The organism is Amaricoccus sp., from assembly GCF_047602525.1.
GTDB lineage: Bacteria > Pseudomonadota > Alphaproteobacteria > Rhodobacterales > Rhodobacteraceae > Amaricoccus.
On the sequence record NZ_JASGHB010000001.1, the window covers coordinates 3,080,438 to 3,096,368 of the forward strand.

At 70.2% G+C, this 15,931-nt stretch carries 17 protein-coding genes; 2 read left to right on the plus strand and 15 right to left on the minus strand.

Going from position 1 to position 15,931, the window contains the following annotated elements; translation table 11 throughout:
- Positions 1 to 170: 170 nt before the first annotated feature.
- From QM699_RS15725 to QM699_RS15790, 14 genes are all read right to left on the minus strand, one after another.
- Entirely contained in the window at positions 171 to 1,076 is a 906-nt protein-coding gene (locus QM699_RS15725; protein WP_415012006.1) for a sugar phosphate isomerase/epimerase family protein, read from the minus strand.
- A 12-nt stretch (positions 1,077 to 1,088) separates the two neighbouring features.
- Positions 1,089 to 1,781 (minus strand): class II aldolase/adducin family protein, encoded by a 693-nt coding sequence (locus QM699_RS15730; protein WP_415012007.1) that lies wholly within the window; start codon positions 1,779 to 1,781, stop codon positions 1,089 to 1,091.
- Between the two features lie 47 nt (positions 1,782 to 1,828).
- Positions 1,829 to 3,304 carry an FGGY-family carbohydrate kinase gene (locus tag QM699_RS15735; RefSeq protein ID WP_415012008.1) on the minus strand — a complete coding sequence of 492 codons (1,476 nt, stop codon included), beginning with the start codon at positions 3,302 to 3,304 and terminating at the stop codon, positions 1,829 to 1,831.
- Positions 3,301 to 4,326, minus strand: a complete 1,026-nt coding sequence (locus QM699_RS15740; RefSeq protein ID WP_415012009.1) for an ABC transporter permease — start codon at positions 4,324 to 4,326, stop codon at positions 3,301 to 3,303. The genes QM699_RS15735 and QM699_RS15740 overlap by 4 nt, the downstream gene beginning before the upstream one ends.
- Complete coding sequence (locus QM699_RS15745; protein ID WP_415012010.1) at positions 4,319 to 5,341, minus strand: ABC transporter permease; 1,023 nt, start codon at positions 5,339 to 5,341, stop codon at positions 4,319 to 4,321. Before QM699_RS15745 ends, QM699_RS15740 begins: the two co-directional genes overlap by 8 nt.
- The gene (locus QM699_RS15750; RefSeq protein ID WP_415012011.1) at positions 5,334 to 6,827 is read right to left on the minus strand and encodes a sugar ABC transporter ATP-binding protein; all 1,494 of its coding nucleotides are present in this window, start codon (positions 6,825 to 6,827) and stop codon (positions 5,334 to 5,336) included. The genes QM699_RS15745 and QM699_RS15750 overlap by 8 nt, the downstream gene beginning before the upstream one ends.
- Positions 6,828 to 6,900: 73 nt before the next feature.
- Complete coding sequence (locus tag QM699_RS15755; protein ID WP_415012012.1) at positions 6,901 to 7,902, minus strand: substrate-binding domain-containing protein; 1,002 nt, start codon at positions 7,900 to 7,902, stop codon at positions 6,901 to 6,903.
- Positions 7,899 to 8,939, minus strand: coding sequence for a LacI family DNA-binding transcriptional regulator (locus QM699_RS15760; protein WP_415012013.1), 1,041 nt, complete (start codon positions 8,937 to 8,939; stop codon positions 7,899 to 7,901). The genes QM699_RS15755 and QM699_RS15760 overlap by 4 nt, the downstream gene beginning before the upstream one ends.
- Positions 8,940 to 9,049: 110 nt before the next feature.
- On the minus strand, positions 9,050 to 9,733 hold the full coding sequence (gene lexA / locus QM699_RS15765; RefSeq protein ID WP_415012014.1) for a transcriptional repressor LexA: 684 nt from the start codon (positions 9,731 to 9,733) through the stop codon (positions 9,050 to 9,052).
- Positions 9,734 to 9,821: 88 nt separating this feature from the next.
- Positions 9,822 to 11,006: a gephyrin-like molybdotransferase Glp gene (gene glp, locus QM699_RS15770; protein WP_415012773.1), complete on the minus strand. Its 1,185-nt coding sequence runs from the start codon at positions 11,004 to 11,006 to the stop codon at positions 9,822 to 9,824.
- Between the two features lie 5 nt (positions 11,007 to 11,011).
- Complete coding sequence (moaC, locus tag QM699_RS15775; RefSeq protein ID WP_415012015.1) at positions 11,012 to 11,488, minus strand: cyclic pyranopterin monophosphate synthase MoaC; 477 nt, start codon at positions 11,486 to 11,488, stop codon at positions 11,012 to 11,014.
- The gene (trpC, locus tag QM699_RS15780; RefSeq protein ID WP_415012016.1) at positions 11,488 to 12,294 is read right to left on the minus strand and encodes an indole-3-glycerol phosphate synthase TrpC; all 807 of its coding nucleotides are present in this window, start codon (positions 12,292 to 12,294) and stop codon (positions 11,488 to 11,490) included. The genes moaC and trpC overlap by 1 nt, the downstream gene beginning before the upstream one ends.
- Entirely contained in the window at positions 12,291 to 13,319 is a 1,029-nt protein-coding gene (gene trpD, locus QM699_RS15785) for an anthranilate phosphoribosyltransferase (RefSeq protein ID WP_415012017.1), read from the minus strand. The genes trpC and trpD overlap by 4 nt, the downstream gene beginning before the upstream one ends.
- Positions 13,316 to 13,912 (minus strand): anthranilate synthase component II, encoded by a 597-nt coding sequence (locus QM699_RS15790; RefSeq protein ID WP_415012018.1) that lies wholly within the window; start codon positions 13,910 to 13,912, stop codon positions 13,316 to 13,318. Before QM699_RS15790 ends, trpD begins: the two co-directional genes overlap by 4 nt.
- A gap of 129 nt (positions 13,913 to 14,041) precedes the next feature.
- On the opposite strand from QM699_RS15790, the gene QM699_RS15795 reads away from it, so the two are divergent.
- Positions 14,042 to 14,323: a hypothetical protein gene (locus QM699_RS15795; RefSeq protein ID WP_415012019.1), complete on the plus strand. Its 282-nt coding sequence runs from the start codon at positions 14,042 to 14,044 to the stop codon at positions 14,321 to 14,323.
- A gap of 7 nt (positions 14,324 to 14,330) precedes the next feature.
- Here QM699_RS15795 and QM699_RS15800 read toward each other — a convergent pair whose 3' ends face one another.
- On the minus strand, positions 14,331 to 15,080 hold the full coding sequence (locus QM699_RS15800; protein ID WP_415012020.1) for a gamma-glutamyl-gamma-aminobutyrate hydrolase family protein: 750 nt from the start codon (positions 15,078 to 15,080) through the stop codon (positions 14,331 to 14,333).
- 214 nt (positions 15,081 to 15,294) lie between these two features.
- Here QM699_RS15800 and QM699_RS15805 point away from each other — a divergent pair, with 214 nt between their 5' ends.
- A complete protein-coding gene (locus QM699_RS15805) occupies positions 15,295 to 15,876 on the plus strand; it encodes a GcrA family cell cycle regulator (RefSeq protein WP_415012774.1) in 582 nt (193 codons plus the stop codon).
- The last annotated feature ends 55 nt before the right edge of the window (positions 15,877 to 15,931 follow it).

Sequence of the window (15,931 nt, forward strand, 5' to 3'; positions counted from 1 at the left end):
CAGGGTGGTGGCGCACGTCGATGCCGTGGACCCGGAGCGCGTCGAGGGAGCCGCGAGACACGCGCGGTCGTCGATGCCGACCACCGCGACTTTTCAGAACCGCTGAACCCAGGACAGCGAGCGACAGCCGCCGCTCTCTCGACGAGGCGGCGGCTGGCTGGTCTGGCGGCTCAGATCGGCAGCCGGCTGCGCTCGGCCTGACGCTCGACCTCGTGCGCGGCCTTGAGCTGCGCCTTGGTGTACATGAGCGCGTGGGTGGCGAGATCCATCCCGTCTTCCCAGAGGTTGCGCCAGATGCCGAGGATGCCCTCGAGCGGCTGGCCGACGACGCGGGAGGAGAAGCTCTCGAACGTGATCGGGCCCTCGTACTTCGCCCGGACGATCGCGCGGAACGCCGCCTGCAGGTCGATCGAGCCCGACCCGAGGTAGCCGCGATGGCTGTCGCCGGTGTGGAAGTATCCGATGTGGGGCGCGGCGTCGATGATCGCCGAGGCCATGTCGGATTCCTCGATGTTCATGTGATAGACGTCGAGGTGGACCTTCACGTTCGGCGCGCCGACCAGCTTGCACATCTCCACGCCCTGTGCGGCGGTGTTGCAGATGTTGGTCTCATAGCGGTTCACCACCTCGAGGCAGAGGTTGATGTCGCTCTTCGCCGCAACCCCGGCCACCTCGCGCAGGATGTCGGCGGAGCGGCGGATGCCGTGGGCGGTCGGCTGCTCGTAGTACTTGCCGAAGCCGGAATAGAGGATGCCGCCGATCGACTTGCCGCCGCAGTCGCGGCAGACCGAAATCGCGTCGAGCAGCAGGGCCTTGCCGCGCTTTTCCTTCTCCGGGTCGCCGGAGGAGATGTCGGACTCGAAGTCGAGCCCCATGGAGAAGGCGATGCCGATGCCGGCGGCCTCGAGCAGCTTCACCGTGACGGCGGGGTCGATCGAGGACGGGTCGAGCGACGGCGCCTCGATGAAGTCGAAGCCGGCTTCGGCGGTCTGGTTGATGGCGCTGGTCGCCTGCTCCTTGCTCCAGCCGTGCTCCCAGACGAAGGCGTGGACGCCGAGCTTGTTCTTGATGGTCATGGGACTGTCTCCTCAGGCCCGCTTGCGGGCGGTATCGTTGACGCCGTCGAGGTCGGGCGCGAGGCCGTAGCTCATGTTCTTCATCTGCCGGATGACGCGCTCCATCTCGTCGTCGGGCAGCACCGGCGGCTCGCCGAGCACGAGGGCCTGGATGTAGAGGCGCGACAGCGTCTCGACCTCGATCGCGTTGGAGAACGCCTGCGCCAGCGTCTTGCCGAGCGCGATCTGGCCATGCTGGCCGAGGAGGCAGGCGGTGCGGTCCTCGAGCGCCTCGAGCGCCGCGTCGGACAGCGCCTGCGTGCCATAGGTGGCATAGCGGGCGCAGCGGATCGTCGTGCCGCCGAAGATCCCGGTCATGTAGTGGAACGAGGGGATCGTCTTGTGATGGACGGCAAGGCTGGTGGCATAGACCGAATGGCAGTGGAAGACGCTGTTCACGTCGTCGCGCGCGGCGAGGATGTCGCGGTGAAAGCGCCACTCCGAGGACGGCCGGCGGGCGCCGTCATAGCTGCCGTCGAAGTACATCTGCACGACGTCCTCGGGCTGCATCGCGTCGTAGGGCAGCGACGAGGGCGTGACGAGAAAGCCCGCGGCGTTGCGCACGGAGATGTTGCCGGCGGTCCCCTGGTTCAGCCCGCTCGCATTCATCCTGCGGCAGGTCTCGACGATCTCGCGGCGGAGGGCGGTGTCGGCGGTTTCGGTCACGTCAGGGTCTCCCGGTGTCAGAGCTGCGCCTTCAGCGGGCGCGAGGATCAGGCGCGCGCGCCGTCAAGCGCGGTGGTTGTCTGTGCGCCATCAGGCGCGGCAGTCGTCTGCGCGCCCTCGGGCGCGGTGGTCGTCTGCGCGCCCTCGGGCGCCGCAGTCAGGGCCTCGCGCCAGCGGGCGCGGTAGGCGGCGAGGTCGGGCAGGCCGGCCGTGTCGGGGCGGGCGAGCGCGAGGGCGGCGGGCGCGGTGCGGGCCGCGTGCCCCGCGAGCAGCGCCGCCCCGGCCGAGGCGCCGTAGCTGTCGGAGTTGACGCACACCTCGGCCCCGGGGTGCAGGTGCTGGACAAGGGCGCCGTAGAGCGGATCGCGGACGAAGTTGCCGTCGAGCACCACGGTCCGCGTGTCCGGCAGGGCGTCGAGGATCTCGGCGGTGAGCAGCGCGGCGTAGAGCACCGCAAGAGAGAAGCGCGCGGCGGGATCGTCGGCCATCGGACCGATCACGCGGCCCTTGCCGGCGCGGCCGGGAGCGAGGCCGTCGTCCTGGCCGAAGAACGGCAGCGCCATGGTGCCGCTCTCGACGAGCCGCGCGAGGGTGGCGCGGTCGGCCGGCCCCTCCGCCCCGCCCGCGACGGCGGAGAACTCGCGGCCGCCCATGGTGAGCATCCCCGGCACCGGGCGGCCATGGACGTCGGAATTGCAGCTCCAGCCGGCGCGCTCGGTGGTGAAGTCGACGTCCTGGCGGTCGGTGAGCGCGACGATCCACGTGCCGGTCGAGATGACGGTGAGATCGGCGAGGCCCGCCGCCTGGTAGCGGTAGAAATTGGCGGAGGAGTCGTGGATGCCGCAGATGACCCGCGTGTCCGGCGACAGGCCGGTGTGCGCGGCGATCTCCGGACGGATCGGGCCGAGGGTCGCCCAGGCGGGCGTCATCGGCGGCAGCAGGCGCTGCCAGCCGCGGCGGGCGACGATGGCCGCGAGGCGGCTTTCCGGCGCGCACCAGAGGTGCGACTGCGCGCCAAAGCTCGTGACCTCGGAGGCGGACACGCCGGAGAGCCGCCACGACCAGTACTGCGGCGTGTGGAGGTAGGCGCGGGCGCGGGCGAAGACCTCGGGGAACGCGCGCTCGAAGTGGAGGAGCTGGCGGGCGGAATGGGCGGCACCGAGCATCAGGCTGCTGCCGCCGCGCTCGTGGAAGTCGTCCATCGCGGCGCGATAGGCATCGGCCGTGGCCGTGGGCAGGGGCGCTTCGTAGTCGATCATCGGCAGGGCCGCCGCGTCGTCGCCGATCAAGACGCCGCTGCCGCCGTGGGTGCACGGCACGATCGCCTCGATGGCGTGGCGGCGGCCGAGGTCGGCGAGCGAGGCGAGGAGCCAGTCCTCCAGCCCGGCGAGGTCGTGGTGCGGGTAGGGCGGCCCGGGCAGGACCCGGTTCGGAGTCGCCAGCTGTTCCAGCACCTCGCCCTCGCCGGTGACGGCGGAGAGCTTGGCGTTGGTCTTGCCGAGGTCGAGGACCGCGACCGTCATTTGCGTCTCCGGAACGGCGCGAACGCGGCCCAGGCGGTTTGCGCCAGCACGACGCCGATCAGCGTGCCGCCCCAGATCGCGACGGTGAGATAGTTGGAGATGCCGAACTGGTTCAGACCCGAGGAGATGACCTGGAGGATGGCGAGGGCGATCATCAGGCCGGAGACGGTGCCGAAGCCGCCGAACGGGTCGACGCCGCCGAGCACCGCGGCGAGGATCGTGACCAGCAGGTAGGACTGGGCATAGTCGGCACTGGCGGAGTTGAAGGTGCCGAGCACGACGAGGGCGGCGAAGAAGCAGGTGACGCTCGACAGGGTATAGACGCCGACGAGGACGCGCCGCGTGTCGATCGCGGAATAGCGCGTGGCCTCGATGTTCGAGCCGATCATGGCGCAGGCGATGCCGAAGGGCGTGTGCTTCAGCACGATGCCGACGAGGATCGCGGCCACGACGAGCAGCAGGAAGATGAGCGGCACCCCGAAGAACGAGGCGTTGAGCGCGGCGGAGAGCGGCTCCGGCACGCCCGACAGCGCCATGCCGCGGGTGAGGTAGATCGAGATGCCGTCGATCAGCGACTTGGTGCCGAGGGTGACGAGGATCGGGTGGACGCCGGTATAGGCGACCAGCGCGCCCGTCACGAGGCCGATGACGACGCAGAGCAGCAGGCCCGCCACCATGGCGAGCGCGATGACGCCGATCACGGTGGCGCTGCCGGCATCGGGCGCGAGGAGCGTGCGCATGATCCAGACCATGAGCAGCGCGCACTGGTTCATCGTGGCGATGATCGCGAGGTTCAGCCCGCCGGTGAGCAGCGGCACCACCATCGCGAGGGACAGGAGCCCGAGCAGCGGCAGCTGGTACATGAACGAGTTGAGCGTGCCCTGGCTGAGGAAGCCGGGAACGAGGAGGGCGAATAGCAGGAGCAGGGCCGCGAGCAGCGCAAGCAGGCCGAGGTGGCCGCCGGGCACCCCCCGGAACAGGCGCAGCAGTCCCCCGCCCTCGGAGCCGGTCAGATCAGCCATGGGCGGGCGCCTCCTCGAGAATGCGGTGGCGCCTGCCGCGGCGCGACGAGATGACGGTGATCGAGGTGGAGACGAGAATGGTGACGCCGATCACGATCTGGAAGAAGTAGGACGACACCCCGAGCAGGTTGAGGCCGTTCTGCAGGATCGCGAGCAGCACGATGCCGAGCAGCACCCCCGGCACGGTGCCGATGCCGCCCGACAGGCTGGCGCCGCCGAGCACCGCCGCCGACAGGACGGCCAGCTCGGTGTTGACCATGGCGTTCGGCACGCTCTCGCCGACCCGGTGCGCCTGGATCATGCCGCCGAGCGCGGCGAGCACGCCGAGGTAGCCGTAGGCGAAGAACGTGAGCAGCCCGATGTTGGCGCCGATCCGCCGCGCCGCCTCCGGGTTGCCGCCCATGGCGTAGATCTGCCGGCCGATCGAGGCGCGGGTCATGATCGCCCAGGTGATGAGTGACACCGCGGCCATGACGACGATCGGCAGCGTGATCCGCACGATGTCGCCCGACGCCAGCTCGGCGCGGTAGAAGGTGACGCGGGTCGTCCACCAGTCGGGCAGATCGTAGATCGACTTGCCCCCGGAGAAGTACATGAGCAGCGAGAAGGTGATGCTCATCATCGAAATGGTGGCGATGATCGAGGTGATGCGCAGGTAGTGGATCAGCGCCGCGTTGAGGCAACCGAGCCCCGCGCCGATGGCGAGGCCGGCGGCGATCACCACCGGAGCGGGCAGACCCGCCCGGGCCGCGAGCAGCCCGGCACAATACTGCGCGACCGAAGCGGTGGCGGCAAAGGAGATGTCGATGCCGCCGGAGACGAGCACGACGAAGAGACCCATGGCGACGATCGCCTGCACCGAATAGGTCTCGAGCAGGTCGATGATGTTCGGCAGCGTCAGGAAGCCCGGCGCCGCGGCACTGAAGATCGCACCGACGACGAGGATGACGAGGAGCAGCCACAGCTCCGGCCGGCGCCGCCAGCGCGCGAAGGCACCCGGTGCGTGCTCAGGCATAGATCCGCTCCTCCATCTCATGCTCGGAGATCGTGCCCGGCACCACCTCGCCGACGATACGGCCGGCGCGCATCTGCAGCACGCGGTCGCACGTGGCGAACGCCTCCATAACCTCGTCGGAAATCAGGATGACGCCGACGCCCGATCGGGCGAGTTCGGCGACCACCTCGTAGATGCCCTGCTTGTTCTTGATGTCGACGCCCACCGTCGGGCTGTCGAGGATCAGGACCTTCGGGTGGGTGGCGAGCCATTTCGCCAGCACCACGCGCTGCTGGTTGCCGCCGGAGAGCGTCTGCACCGGGCGGTCGAGGCCCGGGATCTTGACCGCGAGGCGCTTGACCCACTCCGCGGCCAGCGCCTTGCGCCGGGCCGGCGGGATCAGGCCGAAGCCCCCGGTCAGCCGCTTCATCACGGCGAGGACGATGTTGTCCTCGATCGACTGCGGCAGCACCACGCCGAGCGACAGGCGGTCCTCGGACACGTAGGCGATGCCGGCATTCACCGCGTCGCGGTTGGAGCCGAGGTGCAGCTCGCGGCCGTCGAGGCGGATGCGGCCGCCCTCGGCGCGGCTCATGCCGAACAGCGTGAGCGCGAGTTCGGTGCGCCCCGATCCGAGCAGCCCGACGATGCCGAGCACCTCGCCCTGGCGCAGGGTGAACGAGACATCGGCGAACTCGCCGCGCCGCGACAGACGATCGACCTCGAGCAGGACCGGGGCGCCGCTCATGTCGCGGGCGACCACGCCGGTCTCGATGTCGAGGCCGGTCATCAGGTTGGCGATGCGGCGCTGGTCGACCTCGGCCACCGGCCATGTGCCGACCTTCCGGCCGTCGCGCATGACGGTGACGCGCTCGGCGATCTCCACCACCTCGTCGAGGCGATGCGAGACGAAGACCACGGCAATGCCGTCGGCCTGCAGCCGCGCGACGATCGCGAGCAGGCGGTCGACCTCGGCGCGGGTGAGCGACGCGGTCGGCTCGTCCATGAAGATGAGCCGCGCCTCGGCGGCGAGGCCGCGGGCGATGGCGGTGATCTGCCGCTCGGCGACGGGCAGGTCGGAGACGAGCGCGTCGAGGTCGATGGGGAAATCGAGCCGCTTCAGCACGGCGCGGGCGACGTCGCGCATGTGGCGGCGGCTGATCGGCTTCAGGGCCGCGCCGAGCGTGTCCTCGATGGCGATGTTCTCGGCGACCGTGAGGTTCGGGAAGAGCGAGAGATCCTGGAAGATCACCTGGATGCCGAGCGCCTTGGCCTTCGCCGGATCGAGGGGCAGCACCGAGCGGCCGTCGATCTCGATGTCGCCGGCGGAGGGCAGGTGGACGCCGGCCACCGCCTTGATGAGCGTCGACTTGCCGCAGCCGTTCTCGCCCACGAGGCAATGCACCTCGCCGGGCCGCACTTCCCAGTCGATGTCGCTCAGCGCCTGCACGCCGCCGAAGCGTTTGGAAACGCCCCGCAGCCGCAGGAACGGCGTCTCGTCCGTCATCGAGATTCCCCCCCCCCGGAAACGGGCGGGCGCCGGATCAGGCCGGCACCCGCCAAGGTCAGTCAGTGGGCGCTCAGAGCCCGAGTTCGACCAGACGGTCGATGTTTTCCTTGTCGAGCGCCTCGAGCTTCTGCGCCTGGATGAGCTTCTTGTCAGGGAAGACCCGGACCGGGCCGACGCCGACCAGCTCCATGCCGTCCTTCGGCTCCTCGCCCTTGGCGAGCATGTTGCCGAGCTGGACGAAGATCTCGCCCGCGGTCATCGGATTCCAGATGTAGCCGCCGCGGATCGTGCCGCTCTTGACGTACTTCACGCCCTGGCCCGGGGAGAAGCCGCCGACCAGCGCCACCTTGTCGGCGGCCTCGCGGTCCTCGAGCACCCGCGCGGCGCCGATCGGCCCCTGCGAGCCGAAGGTCAGGATGCCCGCGAGGTCGGGATGGGCGCGCAGCTGGTCCTGGGTGGTCTTGATCGTCTCGTCGACGCTCTCCGCAACGCCGAAGCGGTCGCCGAGCATCTTCATGTTCGGGTACTTTTCCTTCTGGTAGGCGATCGCCGCGTCGGCCCACGCGTTGTGCAGCGGCACGGTCAGCGAGCCGACATAGACGATGTACTCACCCTTCTCGCCCATTTCCTTGGCGAGCAGGTCCATGTGCGCCTGGCCGTAGGCCTCGACGGTGGTGAGCTCGAAATCCCAGTCGCGGTTGTCCTGGTTCGGACCTTCATGGGCGAGCACCTTGATCCCGGCGTCGCGGGCCCGGCCGAGGACCGGCGCGAGGGCGGCAGAATCGTTCGGGACGATGCCGATGACGTTCACCTTGCGGGCGATCAGGTCCTCGATGGCACGCACCTGCTGGGCGGCGTCGGCCTGCGTCGGACCGACCATCCAGGCGTTGACGCCTTCCTTCGAGCCTTCCTGCTTGATGCCCTGCTCCATGGCGTTGAACCACGGGATACCGCCGATCTTGACGACGATGCCGACCTGCGTGTCGGCGGCGAAGGCGATACCGCCGGGCAGCAGGCTGGCCGCGAGGCCCGCAGCCGTCGTGCCGAGCAGCGCGCGTCGTGTGAGTTTCATGGTTTTCCTCCGGTGTCGCAAGTGGTGGCTCCTGTCGGGGCCGATTGCCGCGGGGTCGAGCCGCGGATGGTCACGGCGCACGCGAGGCGCACGGCCTCCGGCGCGCCGTCTTCGCCGGCGATGCGCCGGCGCAGGATCGTCCAGGCGCTTTCCGCCATTTTTTCGACCGGCTGCCGAACGGCGGTGATTGCCGGGGTGACGAGGCGCATCCACTCCATCTCGTCGAAGCTGGCGAAGACGATGTCGCTGCCGGGGCGGAGGCCGATCTCGCCGAGCAGGCGGTAGACGGCGAGCGTGGTCTCGTGGTCGAGGCAGAAGATCGCAGCGGGGCGATCCGGCGCGCGCAGCCTGTCGGCGAGGCACGGCGGGGCATGGTCGTCGAACCCGACCTCGATGAGGTCGAGGTCCATGCCGTCGGCCCCGGCCATCGCCCCCTCCCAGCGCTCGCGGACGTTGCTGATCCCCAGGCTGGTGCCGAGCACGAGGCAGCGGCCCGCGCCCTGCGCCGAGATATGGCGGGCGATTGTCGCGGCGGCGGCGGCGTTGTCGACGGCCACAAGGTCGAAGCGCTGGACGTCGGGGATGCGGTCGGCCACCACGAGCGGCATGGCGAGACCGCGGGGCAGGCGGTCGATCAGCGCGCCGTCGCAGGGCAGCACGATGAGGCCGGCGGGGCGCCACTCGCGGATCTTGCCGAGGCGTTCGGCTTCTTCCGCCGGATCGTTGCGGGAGGAGACCACGACGAGATCATAGTGATCGAGCCGCGCGAGGTGCTCCAGCGTCGAGACGAAGCTCGCGAACATGGGGTTGGTGAGGTCCGGCACGATCAGGCCGACGAGACGCGACTTCCCCGAGCGGAGGCGGGCGGCGCGGTTGTCGCGCACGTAGCCCAACGCCTCGACGGCGGCATGGACCCGCGCCACGATCTCGGGGGAGACGGTGGTCTTGCCGTTGAGGACATTGGAAACCGTCGCGACCGAGACTTTTGCCGTCTCGGCAACCAATCGCATCGACGGCCCAGCCGCGTTTCGGATCATATCCTCCCCATCACGTTCTCTTTCGCAGGTGCGGTGAAACGTTTCACGGGAAAGGTAGCGGAATCACTCCAAGCTTGTCAATCGCCCTGAGCAGCTTGGTGAAAACACGGTCAGTAGGTCCTGATCAGGCCGACAAGCTTGCCCTGCACCCGGACCTGATGATCCTGGTAGAGCCGCGTCTCGTAGGCCGGATTCGCAGCCTCGAGCGCGATGGTCGAGCCGCGGCGGCGGAACGTCTTGAGCGTTGCCTCCTCGCCCTCGATCAGCGCGACGACGATGTCGCCGTTCTGGGCCGTCTGCTGTTCCTGGATGACCACGATGTCGCCGGAGTTGATCCCGGCGTTGATCATCGAGTCGCCCTTCACCTCCAGCGCGTAGTGCCGATTTGCTGCCGCCAGCATGGCACCGGGCACGGCGATGTGCCGGGACACCTGCTGGATCGCCTCGATGGGCGTACCGGCAGCGATGAGTCCCATGACGGGCAGCTCGATGGCTGTCGTTTCGGCGCCGGTAGTGCCAGACGGGCCACGCGGAGCGCCGTCCACGACCTGCGGCTCGAAACCGCCGCTGGCCTCGAGCGATTCCGGCAGGCGGATGATCTCGAGCGCGCGGGCACGGTGTGGCAACCGGCGGATGAACCCGCGCTCTTCCAGCGCGGTGATGAGTCGGTGAATGCCGGACTTCGACCGCAGGTCGAGCGCATCCTTCATTTCGTCGAACGAAGGCGGAACCCCGTCACGCTGCAGCCGGCGGTGGATGAAGTGCAAGAGATCGTATTGCTTGCGCGTCAGCATGTCCGCCTCAGACCATTGTCGTACCCGTTCTAGGTACGTTCCCGTTTTGTGTCAACTGGTCTCGAAGGATGATCCACTTATGGAGGAGTTATATCCAGATGAATTCAACTTCCGCGCCTAGTTGCTGCGACGGATCGCTTTCAGGGCGAACAAGCAGGGCGTTGGCGTCGGAAAGGATGGAAAGGAGTGAGCTGTCCTGGCGGTCGAACGCCGTGCAGCGCCAGCCGTCCGGCCCCGCCTCGACGCGCGCGCGCATGAAATGCGTCCGCGGGCCGTTGGCGGCGACCGGCGCGCCGAGGCGGGCGCGCAGACGCGCGGGCGGGTCGCCCGCCAGACCGAGCATCCGCTCCACCGCGGGAACGAGGAACACCCGGCCCGTCACCAGGGCAGACACCGGATTGCCGGGCAGACCGACGAAGGCCGCCCCGCCGAGCCGTCCCGCCATCAGCGGCTTGCCCGGCCGAATGGCGATGCGGTGAAATTCCAGATCGAGCCCCCTCGCCACAGCCGTCGGCCGCACCAGATCGCGGTCGCCGACCGACGCGCCGCCGATCGTCACGAGGAGATCGGCCCCCGCCGCGAGCGAGAAGCCGAGATCGAGGCTCTCGGCGGTGTCGCGGGCGATCGGCAGGATTCGCACCTCGGCGCCGGCCGCTTCCAGCATCGCCTTGAGGCCGAAGGCGTTGGAGGCCACCACCTGATCCGGCCCGGGGACCTCGCCGGGCATGACCAGCTCGTCGCCGGTCATCAGCAGCGCGACCACCGGCCGGCGATACACCCGGACGGGATCCGCGCCCATCGCGGCGACGAGGGCGAGGTCGGCGGGCGAGAGGCGGCGGGGCGCCACGATGCGGGCGCCGGCCGGGAAGTCGCCGCCGGCGGGGCGGATGTTGCTGTCGGTGTCGTGACCGGGCTTCGGCGCGACCCAGCCCTCGCCGGTGTCGGCGTCTTCCTGGATCAGGACGGTATCCGCACCCGGCGGCACCGGCGCGCCGGTGAAGATGCGGGCCGCCTCGCCGGCGCCGATGCGGCCGTCGAGGCCCCGCCCCGCCGCCGCGGTGCCGACGAGCCGCAGCCGGACCCCCGGGGCGAGGTCCGCCGCGCGCACGGCGTAGCCGTCCATCGCCGAGATCGCCACCGGCGGCTGTGCCCGGGCGGCCACCACGTCCACGGCGAGCACGCGCGCGCCCGCCTCCGCGAGCGGGATCGTCTCGCTCTCCACCGGCGAGAACAGCGCCATCAGGCGCGCATGGGCCTCGCCGACCGGCAGCAGCGCCATCAGGGAGCCTCGTACCTGCCGGACTTGCCACCTTCCTTGAGGGTCAGGCGGACGTCGCCGATCACCATGCCACGGTCCACCGCCTTCAGCATGTCGTAGACGGTGAGTGCGGCGACCGAGACGGCGGTCAGCGCCTCCATCTCCACCCCGGTCTGGCCCGTGGTGACGGTGGTAGCCTCGATCTCGACGGTGCCTCGCTCCACGTCGGCGCGCAGGTCGACGGAGACCTTGCTGAGCGGCAGCGGATGACAGAGCGGCACCAGCTCCGCGGTGCGCTTCGCCGCCATGATCCCGGCGAGCCGCGCCACGGCCAGCACGTCGCCCTTGGCCGCGGTGCCGGCCGTGACCAGCGCCAGCGTCGCTGGCGCCATGTGCACAGCCCCGCGGGCAACGGCACGGCGAACGGTGACGGGCTTTGCCGACACATCCACCATGTGCGCCGCCCCGGCCGCGTCGAAATGCGTCAGGCCGGACATCACTCCGCGTCCGGTGTCCAGGGCGAGCGCAGCAGCTCGCGCGTCGCGGCCTCGACGTTCGGCTCGCGCATCAGCGACTCGCCGATCAGGAAGCAGCGGATGCCGTAACGCGCCATCTGCGCCAGATCCTGCCGGGTCGAGAGACCGGACTCCGAGATGATGAGCCGGTCGGCCGGCACGTTGCGCGCAAGCTTGCGGGTCACGGCCGTGTCGGTGACGAAGGTGTTGAGGTCGCGATTGTTGATGCCGACGAGCGGCGAGCGCAGCAGCTTCGCCCGGTCCACCTCCTCGGCGGTATGGCATTCGATCAGCACCGCCATGCCGAGCTCGATGGCGGCATCCTCGAGCGTGGTGGCCTCCTCGTCGGTAAGTGCCGCCAGGATCAGCAGCACGCAATCGGCGCCGAGCACCCGGGATTCAGCGATCTGCCAGGGGTCGAACATGAAGTCCTTGCGCAGCACCGGCAGCTCGCAGGCATTCCGCGCCAGCGCCAGATAGCTGTCGTCGCCCTGGAAGCTCGGGCCGTCGGTCAGCACGCTCAGACAGGCGGCGCCGGCCTCGGCGTAGGCCCGGGCCAGCGCCTCGGGGTCGAAGTCCTCGCGGATGAGGCCCTTGGACGGGCTCGCCTTCTTGATCTCGGCGATGAGGCCATAGCCGCGCCCCATCTGCCGGCGCAACGCGCCCTCGAAGTCGCGCGGCCGCGCGGTGTCGCGGGCCGCCGCGTGCATCTCGGGCAACGGGCACGCCGCCTTGCGGACAGCCACGTCGGCGAGCTTGTAGGCCTTGATGTCGTCGAGAATGCTCATTTGCCGGCGTCCACCGCTGCAGTCACGGCGGCGAGCGCCGCCGCCTTGGCGCGGGCTGCGCCGGAATCGATGCTGTCGCGGGCGATCGCGACACCCGCCGCGAGATCGGTCGCCCGGTCGGCGATGACGAGCGCGGCGGCGGCGTTCAGCAGCACCGCGTCGCGATAGGCCGACGCCTCGCCGTCGAGCAACCGGCGCAGCGCGCGGCCGTTCTCCGCCGGCGTGCCGCCGAGGATCGCGGTGATCGGGTGGCGCGGCAGCCCGGCATCCTCCGGGACGACGACGAACTCGGCGATCGCGCCGTCGTTCCATTCGGCGACGTCGGTCTCGCCGGCGATGGAAATCTCGTCCGTCCCGTCGGCCCCGTGCACGACCCACGCCCGATCCGAGCCGAGCTGGCCGAGGGTCTCGGCCATCGGGCGGATCACCGCGCGGGAATAGGCGCCGGTCAGCTGGCGCCGCACCGAGGCGGGATTGGTGAGCGGGCCGAGGATGTTGAAGATCGTCCGGGTTCCGAGCTCCTGCCGCGGCGCCATGACGTGCCGCGTCGCCGGATGGTGCATCGGCGCCATCATGAAGCCGATGCCGGCCTCGGCGAGGGCGCGCTCGACCACCTCGGGGCCGACCATGACGTTGATGCCAAGCTCGGTCAGCGCATCCGCGGCACCGGATTTCGACGAGAGGTTGCGGTTGCCATGCTTGGCCACCGGCACGCCGGCGCCGGCGACGACGAAGGCGGTGGCGGTCGAGATGTTGAGCGTGCCCTTGCCGTCGCCGCCGGTGCCCACGATGTCGATCGCCCCCTCCGGCGCGCGGACGCGCAGGCACTTCGAGCGCATGACGGACGCGGCGGCGGCGTATTCCGACACCGTTTCGCCCCGGGTGCGCAGCGCCATGAGAAAGCCGCCGATCTGCGCGGGCGTCGCGTCGCCCTCCATGATGGCGGAAAACGCGGCCTCGGCCTGCTCGCGGGTCAGCGGACCCTCGGCCGCGCGGCCGATCAGGGGGCGCAGGCGCTCGCTCATGCCGGCACGCGGGCTTGCGCGTGGCGGGCGATGTCGAGGAAGTTCCGCAGCAGGGCGTGGCCGTGCTCGGAGGCGATCGACTCCGGGTGGAACTGGACGCCGTGGATCGGCAGCGTCCGGTGCTGCAGCCCCATGATCGTGCCATCGGAAAGCGCGGCCGTCACCTCGAGCGCGGCGGGCAGGCTGGCCCGCTCGACGATGAGGCTGTGATAGCGCGTGGCGCTGAACGGCGAGGGCAGGCCCGCGAAGACGCCCTTGCCCTCGTGCTCGATGATGCCGGCCTTGCCGTGCACGATCTCGCCGGCGCGCACGACGTTGCCGCCGAACGCCTGGCCGATCGCCTGATGACCGAGGCAGACGCCGATGAGCGGCGTGCGGGTCTCGGCCGCCGCCTCGATCATCGCGATGCAGACGCCCGCCTCGTTCGGGGTGCAGGGGCCCGGCGACAGCAGGATCGCCGACGGGTTGAGCGCCATGGCCGCCTGCACGTCGATCTCGTCGTTGCGGCGGACCACGATCTCGGCGCCGAGCTGGCCGAGATAATGGTACAGGTTGTAGGTGAAGCTGTCATAGTTGTCGATCAAGAGCAGCATGGCGTCGGCGCCCATCCCCGGCAATTCGCTGGCGCCCGCCCGCCCGCGCGCTATAGATGGCCCCGGGTCCCCGAGGGGGTCAAGGGCAAGCGGCCCGGCGCGGGCAAGGTTGCAACAGGGAGTTGCAGGTTGGCAGCACGGACGGCAGGCGGCAGCGACCGGGGTGGCGGCGGCTTCTGGCGCGGCTTTCTCGCCGGGCTGGTGCTCGCATTGCTCGTCGGGCTGACGCTCGCGTGGGCCTTTCCGCCGCTCAAGGCCCCGGACGTGGACGAGACGCGCCTCGCGGCCCCGGATGGCCTCGTCGAGCCGGCGGGCATCGCGCACCCCGGTGCCGCGACGCCCGAGGTCGGCCTGCCGGAACGCGCAGGCCCCGCGGCCACACCGGAGCCCGGACCCGATCGCGCGCCCTGAGGCCGGATCAGTGGGCCGCGTAGCCGGTGACGGCCGCGCCGAAAGCCTGGAACAGCGGGCGGGACACCGGGTCGTTGACCGCGTTCCACTCGGGATGCCACTGCACCGCCATGGCAAAGCCCGGCGCGTCCTCGACGACGATCGCCTCGGGCGTCTCGTCCGGGGCAAAGCCCTCGATGACGATCCGGGGCCCCTTGTCGAGGATCCCCTGCCCGTGGAGCGAGTTGACCAGCACCTCCCGCGCGCCGAGCAGCCGGTGGAAGGCGCCGCCGTCCGACAGGCTGACCAGATGCCGCAGCTCGAACTGTTGCTCGAGCGTGCCGTCGGGCGGCATGCGGTGGTTCATCCGGCCGGGAATTTCGCGGATCTCCGGGTGCAACGTGCCGCCGAACGCCACGTTGAATTCCTGAAAGCCGCGGCAGATGCCGAAGATCGGCACGCCGCGCGCGATGCACTCGCGGATCAGCGGCAAAGTCACGGCATCCCGATCGGGATCGAACGCGCCATGCTTCTCGGTCGGCTCGTGGCCGTAGTGACTGGGGTGGACGTTCGGACGGCCGCCCGTGAAGACGAAACCGTCGCAAACCTCGATCAGGTCGCTCACCGCGCCCACCTTGGGCAACGCCGGGACCATGAGGGGGATCGCGCCGGTCAGGTCGGCGACCGCCTCGATGTTCGAGACGCCGACCGACTGCACGGGATATCGCTCGTTGATGACGTGGGAGTTTCCGATAATGCCGATAACGGGCTTTGCCATGATCCCAACTTGGCAGTTGACTTTCCCGGGACGATAGGGCACGCGCGCTCATCCGTCGAGAGCTTGGTCGCGACGTCCGGCGCAACACCGCGTGTGCGTCCGACGATCGTCGGGACGGCTGCTTGTCGATCCGGCCCGCGGCCCCTAGAATAGCCGCATCCTTATCCGGGCGCTGGCCCGCATCCTCTTTCCGAACGAGCGGAGCATGTCCGAGATGTCCTGGACCGACGAGCGCGTTGAAACCCTCAAGGCCATGTGGTCGGAGGGCAAGAGCGCCAGCCAGATCGCCAAGGAGCTGGGCGGCGTCACCCGAAACGCGGTGATCGGCAAGGTTCACCGCCTCGGCCTCTCGAACCGCGTCGGCGGCGCGGATCATTCGGACGAGGCGGCCAGCGCGCCCGAAGCGGTCAGCGAGGAGGTCGCCGAGCCCGTGGCCGAGGCGGCCCCGGTGCCGCCGCAGGCCCAGGTGCGGCCGGTGCCCGCGCGCGAGCCCGCTGCTCCGCCGGCCATCCGTCCCAAGGCCCCGGGCCAGCCGCAGCCGCCGCAGCCGCCGAATGCCGAGATCAGCGCCGAGGCGCTCGCGAATCTCGCCGAGGTGGCAAAGCGCGCCCGCCGGCTGAACCTCATGCAGCTGACCGAACGGACGTGCAAATGGCCGGTCGGCGATCCCGCGACGGATGACTTCTGGTTCTGCGGCCTGCCCGCGGTCCCGGGCAAGCCCTACTGCGAGACGCACGTCGCGGTGGCGTTCCAGCCGATGTCGGCGCGCCGCGACCGCCGGGCCGGCGGCCGCTGAGGCCAGCTGCGGCCACGCCCGCGGCTCGCGGGTGTGGCCACAGGCGGCTCGGGTG

Coding starts and splice junctions, on each gene's coding strand:
- QM699_RS15725 (WP_415012006.1), bottom strand. CDS start 1,076: ATGACCATCAAGAACAAGCTCGGCGTCCACGCCTTCGTCTGGGAGCAC.
- QM699_RS15735 (WP_415012008.1), bottom strand. CDS start 3,304: ATGACGGTCGCGGTCCTCGACCTCGGCAAGACCAACGCCAAGCTCTCC.
- QM699_RS15740 (WP_415012009.1), bottom strand. CDS start 4,326: ATGGCTGATCTGACCGGCTCCGAGGGCGGGGGACTGCTGCGCCTGTTC.
- QM699_RS15745 (WP_415012010.1), bottom strand. CDS start 5,341: ATGCCTGAGCACGCACCGGGTGCCTTCGCGCGCTGGCGGCGCCGGCCG.
- QM699_RS15750 (WP_415012011.1), bottom strand. CDS start 6,827: ATGACGGACGAGACGCCGTTCCTGCGGCTGCGGGGCGTTTCCAAACGC.
- QM699_RS15755 (WP_415012012.1), bottom strand. CDS start 7,902: ATGAAACTCACACGACGCGCGCTGCTCGGCACGACGGCTGCGGGCCTC.
- QM699_RS15760 (WP_415012013.1), bottom strand. CDS start 8,939: ATGATCCGAAACGCGGCTGGGCCGTCGATGCGATTGGTTGCCGAGACG.
- lexA (WP_415012014.1), bottom strand. CDS start 9,733: ATGCTGACGCGCAAGCAATACGATCTCTTGCACTTCATCCACCGCCGG.
- moaC (WP_415012015.1), bottom strand. CDS start 11,488: ATGTCCGGCCTGACGCATTTCGACGCGGCCGGGGCGGCGCACATGGTG.
- trpC (WP_415012016.1), bottom strand. CDS start 12,294: ATGAGCATTCTCGACGACATCAAGGCCTACAAGCTCGCCGACGTGGCT.
- trpD (WP_415012017.1), bottom strand. CDS start 13,319: ATGAGCGAGCGCCTGCGCCCCCTGATCGGCCGCGCGGCCGAGGGTCCG.
- QM699_RS15790 (WP_415012018.1), bottom strand. CDS start 13,912: ATGCTGCTCTTGATCGACAACTATGACAGCTTCACCTACAACCTGTAC.
- QM699_RS15800 (WP_415012020.1), bottom strand. CDS start 15,080: ATGGCAAAGCCCGTTATCGGCATTATCGGAAACTCCCACGTCATCAAC.
- QM699_RS15805 (WP_415012774.1), top strand. CDS start 15,295: ATGTCCTGGACCGACGAGCGCGTTGAAACCCTCAAGGCCATGTGGTCG.